This is a genomic window from Candidatus Streptomyces philanthi (assembly GCF_059553635.1).
In genome coordinates, this window is the sequence record NZ_JCANQV010000351.1 from 1 (window position 1) to 5483 (window position 5483).

At 73.7% G+C, this 5483-nt stretch carries 6 protein-coding genes and 1 pseudogene; 3 read left to right on the forward strand and 4 right to left on the reverse strand.

The window, feature by feature from the left end:
- Window positions 1–583 (reverse strand): MFS transporter (locus AC51EU_RS26555; protein ID WP_496269620.1); only part of this gene is annotated, 583 nt, incomplete at its 3' end.
- Window positions 584–686: 103 nt separating this feature from the next.
- Here AC51EU_RS26555 and AC51EU_RS26560 point away from each other — a divergent pair.
- Window positions 687–1385, forward strand: a complete 699-nt coding sequence (locus AC51EU_RS26560; RefSeq protein ID WP_496269621.1) for a FadR/GntR family transcriptional regulator — start codon at window positions 687–689, stop codon at window positions 1383–1385.
- Here the strand turns inward: AC51EU_RS26560 and AC51EU_RS26565 are convergent.
- The 3 genes from AC51EU_RS26565 to fabG form a co-directional block, all read right to left on the reverse strand.
- Window positions 1373–1723, reverse strand: a complete 351-nt coding sequence (locus AC51EU_RS26565) for a hypothetical protein (protein WP_496269622.1) — start codon at window positions 1721–1723, stop codon at window positions 1373–1375. The two genes, AC51EU_RS26560 and AC51EU_RS26565, sit on opposite strands and share 13 nt — an antisense overlap.
- A 168-nt stretch (window positions 1724–1891) precedes the next feature.
- Window positions 1892–2662: an enoyl-ACP reductase FabI gene (gene fabI, locus AC51EU_RS26570; RefSeq protein WP_496269623.1), complete on the reverse strand. Its 771-nt coding sequence runs from the start codon at window positions 2660–2662 to the stop codon at window positions 1892–1894.
- A 4-nt stretch (window positions 2663–2666) separates the two neighbouring features.
- The gene (gene fabG, locus AC51EU_RS26575; protein ID WP_496269624.1) at window positions 2667–3371 is read right to left on the reverse strand and encodes a 3-oxoacyl-[acyl-carrier-protein] reductase; all 705 of its coding nucleotides are present in this window, start codon (window positions 3369–3371) and stop codon (window positions 2667–2669) included.
- 216 nt (window positions 3372–3587) lie between these two features.
- On the opposite strand from fabG, the gene AC51EU_RS26580 reads away from it, so the two are divergent.
- Both AC51EU_RS26580 and AC51EU_RS26585 read left to right on the forward strand, forming a co-directional pair.
- Entirely contained in the window at window positions 3588–5129 is a 1542-nt protein-coding gene (locus tag AC51EU_RS26580) for a TldD/PmbA family protein (RefSeq protein ID WP_496269625.1), read from the forward strand.
- 148 nt (window positions 5130–5277) lie between these two features.
- A pseudogene (locus AC51EU_RS26585) lies at window positions 5278–5483 on the forward strand (TldD/PmbA family protein); the annotation flags it as partial.

Below are 5483 nucleotides of genomic sequence, written 5' to 3' on the forward strand. Positions count from 1 at the left end.
GCGCGCCGGTCAGGGGGACGGTGACGGCGGCGGCGGACGAGGTGCCGAGGGCCAGCGCCATGGAGTACAGGCCGGTCATCGTGCCGACGCGGTCGGGGAACCAGCTCTTGATGACGACGGGCACCAGGACGTTGCTGACCGCGATGCCGGCCAGGGCGAGGGCGCTGGCCGCGAGGAAGCCCGCGGTGCCGCCGGTGAACGGCCGCAGCGCGACGCCCGCGGTGATCGCGGCCATGCCGGCGCAGATGACGGCGCCGGGGCCCCAGCGCCGGGCCAGCCGGGGCGCGGCGACGCCGAAGGCGGCGAAGCACAGCGCGGGGACGGAGGTCAGCAGTCCGGCGAGGGTGCCGCTCATGCCGAGGCCGTCGCGGACCTCCTCCATGAGCGCGCCGAGGCTGGTGACGGCCGGGCGGAGGTTGAGGGCGGCCAGGACGAGTCCGACGACCACGATCCGGGCCGGCCAGCGGGAGGCGGGGCGGTCGGGCCCCGGGCGCGCGGGGGCGTTCTGGGGCGCGGCGGGGGCCGGGTGGGGTGCGGGGGTAGCGCCGAGGGTCGCCAGGTCGTCTTCTGCCATGCGCGCCATCATAGAATCATCGGATGATTCCTCGTCGAGGGAATTCCCGGTGCTCCGCGTCACACACCGCGGCCCGGCCCCTCGCCCCGTCCCCGTACCCCGGAGGGCCCCGATGCCCCTGACCTCGCCCCGCCGCTCCGCCCTCGCCGACCAGGTGATCGCCCAGCTCCGCACGCAGATCACCTCCGGTGAGTGGCCGGTGGGCTCCCGCATCCCGACCGAGCCGGAACTCTCCGAGCGGCTGGGCGTGGCCCGCAACACCGTCCGCGAGGCGGTCCGGGCGCTGGCCCACAACGGGCTGCTGGACATCCGGCAGGGCTCGGGCACGTACGTCCTGGCCACCAGCGAGCTGGCCGGGGTGCTGCGCAGGCGGTTCGCCGACGCCGACCCCTCGCACGTGGCCGAGCTGCGCAGCGCGCTGGAGGCGGAGGGGGCGCGGCTGGCCGCGCACCGCCGCACCGCGCGGGACCTGCGGCAGCTCGACGCGCTGCTGGAGCGGCGCGAGGCGGCCTGGGCGTCCGGCACCGCCGCCGGTTTCGTCGAGGCGGACGCCACCTTGCACACCGCGATCGTCGCGGCCTCCCACAACGACGTACTGGCCGCGGTCTACGCCGATCTCGGGGGCGTGCTGCGCGACTTCCTGCGCGCCGACGTCGGGGAGGAACTGCGCCCGGAGGCGCACACGGACCACGCCCGGCTGGTGGCGGCGATCCGCGACGGCGACGCCGAGCGGGCCGCGTCGGAGGCCGCCGCCCACCCCTACGGCTGCCGTCCCGCGCCGCGCCCGCGGGCGGCGGATCAGCCGTCGTAGCCGACCCACACGTCACGGACCTCGCGCCAGCAGCGGCCAGCGAGGGTGATCTGCCGGGCGGGCCCCACCTCCACGGCGGGCGTGTCGACGTCGGGGTCGTACCAGCGGCGGCAGTCGACGTGCAGCCGGACGCGGGCCGTGGTGCCGTTCGGGTTGAAGCAGTCCGCCGTGCCGGTGCCGCCCTTGACGGTGGTACGGCAGTGGGGGCGGGGGACGTCCTGCGGATGGTCGGCCGGGCCCGGCGGTGCCGCCCGGGCCACCGGGGACGTCAGGAAGGCGCCCGCCGCCGACACGAGGACGCATGCGAGGGTTGCCCTGCGGCTTCGGGGTCCGCGCACGCCGGTACCTCCTCCCCACGGTACGCCGGGGGACTCCCGGGCACCTGCGTCCCAGTGTGGCGGGCGCGCCGCCGCTTCTCGACCGGGGAACGCGTTCTGCCCGCCCCGGCGGACCGGGACGGGCAGTGGGGATGCGCTACGGGCGCCGGACGCCCATCATGTGCGCCGTCAGGCGCCCATCATGTGCACGCCGCCGTCGACGTGCACGATCTCGCCGGTCGTGCGCGGGAAGAAGTCGGACAGCAGACCGACGACGCCGCGGCCGGCCGGCTCCGGGTCGGCGAGGTCCCAGCCGATCGGGGCGCGGTGGTTCCACACGTCCGCCAGCTCCTCGAAACCGGGGATCGACTTGGCGGCCATCGACTTGATGGGGCCGGCCGACACCAGGTTGCAGCGGATGCCCTCGGGGCCCAGGTCACGCGCCAGGTAGCGGTTGGTGCTCTCCAGCGCCGCCTTCGCCACGCCCATCCAGTCGTACTTGGGCCAGGCGATCTGCGCGTCGAAGGTGAGGCCGACGATCGAGGCGCCGTGTCCCATCAGCGGGCGGCAGGCCATCGCCAGCGCCTTGTAGGAGTACGCCGAGACCTGCACCGCGGTGCCGACGTCCTCCCACGACGCCTCCAGGAAGTTGAAGGCGCCCTGCGGGCCGAAGGCGATCGAGTGCACGATGCCGTCGACGCGGGCGTCCTCGCCCTGGTGCTCGCGGATCTTGCCGGCCAGTCCGTCCAGGTGCTCCTGGTTCGTGACGTCCAGCTCGATCACCGGGGCGGGCTTGGGCAGCCGCTTGGCGATGCGCTCGACGAGCGAGAGCCGGCCGAAGCCGGTGAGGATCACGTCCGCGCCCTCGTTCTGGGCGACCTTGGCGGCCTGGAAGGCGATGGACGACTCGGTGAGCACACCGGTGACGAGGATGCGCTTGCCTGCGAGGATTCCACTCATGTGATCAGTGACCCATGCCCAATCCGCCGTCGACGGGAATGACGGCTCCGGTGATGTACGCGGCCTCGTCGGAGGCCAGGAAGCGGACGGAGGCGGCGACCTCCTCGGGCTGCGCGTAGCGCGCCAGCGGCACCTGCTTGACGATGTTCTCCCGCTGCTCGTCGCTGAGCGCGCGGGTCATGTCGGTGTCGACGAAGCCGGGGGCGACGACGTTGACGGTGATGTTGCGGCTGCCCAGCTCCCGGGAGAGGGAACGGGCGAAGCCCACCAGCGCGGCCTTGGAGGCGGCGTAGTTCGCCTGGCCCGGCGCGCCGTAGAGGCCCACCACCGACGAGATCAGCACGATCCGGCCCTTGCGGGCCCGCAGCATGCCGCGGTTGGCGCGCTTGACCACCCGGAACGTACCGGTGAGGTTGGTGTCGACGACCGAGGTGAAGTCCTCCTCGGACATCCGCATCAGCAGCTGGTCACGGGTGATGCCGGCGTTGGCCACCAGCACCTCGACCGGGCCCTGCTTCTCCTCGATCTCCTTGTACGCGCGGTCCACCTGCTCGGCGTCCGTGATGTCGCACTTCACGGCCAAAAACCCCTCGGGCGGCTCGCCCGAGCGGTAGGTGACGGCGACCTTGTCGCCTGCCTCGGCGAAGGCGCGGGCAATGGCGAGACCGATGCCGCGGTTGCCTCCGGTGACCAGAACCGAGCGGCTCACGAGATCACCCTTTCCGTTCTCTGTCCGTCCTGCGTTCGGTACGAAACTAGCGGTCAGGGGGCCGATCCGGGGAATCGGGCTCGTACAGGGGCGCCTGCCGGTCCCTGTCGGGTCCCTACAGGACCGGCCCTCTCCCCCGCGCCCCGCGGGCGGCGCGGTCTGGGCCCGCGGGCGCCGTACACGGCATGATGCAGGCGCCGACTACGGGAGGACGCCGTGCCTGCTTCACCCCCTGAACCCGACGAGACGTTCCTTGCCCTGCCGCTGCGCGCGCTGGCCGACGCCGCGCTGGCGCGGGCCCGCGCGCTGGGCGCGGAACACGCCGACTTCCGCCTGGAGCGGGTGCGCGACGCGGCCTGGCGGCTGCGCGACGCCCGGTTGTCCGGGTCCTTCGACACCACCGACCTGGGCTACGCGGTGCGGGTGGTGCACGGCGGGGCCTGGGGCTTCGCGTCCGGCGTCGATCTGACGATGGACGCGGCGGCGCGCGTGGCGTCGCGGGCGGTGGAGATGGCGAAGCTGTCGGCCACGGTGCTCGCGGCGTCCGGGCGGGACGGGGCGGACGGGCGGGTGGAGCTGGCCGAGGAGCCGGTGCACACGGACCGTTCCTGGGTCTCCGCGTACCGGATCAACCCGTTCGAGGTGTCCGACGCCGACAAGACCGGGCTGCTGGCGGAGTGGAGCGCGCGGCTGCTGGCGGCGCCCGGGGTGGCGCACGCCGACGCCTCGCTGCTGACCGTCCAGGAGAACAAGTTCTACGCCGACACCGCGGGCACCAGCACCGTCCAGCAGCGGGTGCGGCTGCACCCGGAGCTGACGGCGGTCGCGGTGGACCCGGCGAGCGGCGGCTTCGACACCATGCGCACCCTGGCGCCGCCGGCCGGCCGCGGCTGGGAGTACCTGACCGGCGGGGAGTGGGACTGGGACGGCGAACTGGAGCGGATTCCCGGGTTCCTTGAGGAGAAGATGCGGGCGCCCGGCGTCGAACCCGGCCGCTACGACCTGGTCGTCGACCCGTCCAACCTGTGGCTGACCATCCATGAGTCGGTCGGCCACGCCACCGAACTGGACCGGGCGCTGGGCTACGAGGCGGCGTACGCGGGCACCTCGTTCGCCACCCCCGACAAGCTGGGCGAACTGGCCTACGGCTCCCCGCTGATGAACGTCACGGGCGACCGGACCACCCCGCACGGCCTGGCGACGGTCGGCTACGACGACGAGGGCGTCGCCGCGCAGTCCTGGGACCTCGTCAAGGACGGCGTCCTCGTCGGCTACCAGCTCGACCGCCGCATCGCGCGGCTGACGGGCGCGGCGCGCTCCAACGGGTGCGCGTTCGCGGACTCCCCGCACCACGTACCGGTGCAGCGGATGGCCAATGTCTCGCTGCTCCCGGCGCCGGACGGGCCGTCCACCGAGGAGCTGATCGCGGGCGTGGAGCGCGGGATCTACGTCGTCGGCGACCGCTCGTGGTCGATCGACATGCAGCGCCACAACTTCCAGTTCACCGGTCAGCGGTTCTTCCGGATCGAGAACGGGCGGCTGGCCGGGCAGCTGCGCGATGTCGCCTACCAGGCGACCACCACCGACTTCTGGGGCTCGATGACCGCGGTCGGCGGCCCGGACACCTACGTCCTGGGCGGCGCCTTCAACTGCGGCAAGGCCCAACCGGGCCAGATCGCCGCGGTCTCCCACGGCTGCCCCTCGGCCCTCTTCGAGGGCGTGAACATTCTGAACACGACGCGGGAGGGCGGGCGATGAGCGGTCACCACGAGCGGCCGGGGGTCCGGGGGTCGCTCCCCGGGACAGCACAGCCTGAACACGACGCGGGAGGGCGGGCGATGAGCCGTCAGGCAAGCGACCGGAGGGCCGGGAGCCGCGGTCCCGAGACGACCCGGGAGGCCGGACGATGACCCCTCGTACCACCGTGCCGCACGAGATCGTCGAGCGGGTGCTGGAGCTGTCCGAGGCGGACGGCTGTGTGGTGATCGCCGAGGAGACCTCCGGCGCCCATCTGCGCTGGGCGGGCAGCGCGCTGACGACCAACGGCGTCACCCGGGGCCGCAACCTCACGGTCGTGGCGGTCGTCGACGGGGCGCGGGGCACCGCGTCCGG